Annotated in this window: 1 protein-coding gene; it reads right to left on the reverse strand. The window is 39.3% G+C overall.

The genetic code is table 11. The annotated features are described in order from the left end of the window. The coding region (locus tag KSO91_RS17420; RefSeq protein WP_238744276.1) for an IS110 family RNA-guided transposase at positions 1–800 on the reverse strand (800 nt) is incomplete at its 3' end. Positions 801–847: the final 47 nt, after the last annotated feature.

Below are 847 nucleotides of genomic sequence, written 5' to 3' on the forward strand. Positions count from 1 at the left end.
CTTATACCGAGTAATGTTGTTTTTCCACCTGTTGAAAATTGTCGTGGAACTAAACCCACCCAAGCAGCTAAATGCCTGCCATTTTTGAAATCTGAGGCATTACTGATATCAGACATACAACGACTTGCAGTAAGCGTTCCCACTCCTGGAATAGAGATGAGTAGCTGTGCTAATTCATCATTTTCTACTAATTGCTTAAGCTTTTTATCTTGCAGTGATATCAGTTCATTAAGTTTCAAATAAAAGTCATGGTGTTCTCTTAGTTCTCGAAGAAGCATCGGTGGTATTGGCTCTCCATATTCAGCTAACCACTGAAACAAACTCTTCATTTTGGAATGAGATCTAGGGAAACTCATACCAAACTCCAGTAAAATTGAGCCGATACGAGACATACAAGCAGTCCTGTCTTTTAGGTAACTTGAGCGTATGCGTTGAATAACTGATATCACTTGTGATGCCTCGGTTTTTACACTGACGAAGCGCATTGAAGGCCTAGATGCGGCTTCAGCTATTGCATCTGCATCAATGAAATCGTTTTTATTCGTTTTAACATATGGTTTTACGTATTGAGGAGGGATAAGTTTTGTTGTATGCCCAAACCCCTGACATTTTCTAGCCAACCAATGCGCTCCTCCACACGACTCCATTGCAACGGTTGTTGTCGTTAATGTAGATAGGTAATGAATTAGTTTTGAACGGCTTAGCTTCTTACGACAAACTTCTTTTCCTGATGCGTCGTGGCCAACAAGATGAAAAGTAGATTTACCTATATCAATTCCTAAAATATTAATATTAGACATGATGATTCTCCTCTTGAGTAATTGCCCTAAGTTTAGACTAGGGTGAG

Origin of the sequence: Psychromonas antarctica, assembly GCF_022267535.1 — a bacterium.
GTDB classification, from domain to species: domain Bacteria; phylum Pseudomonadota; class Gammaproteobacteria; order Enterobacterales; family Psychromonadaceae; genus Psychromonas; species Psychromonas antarctica.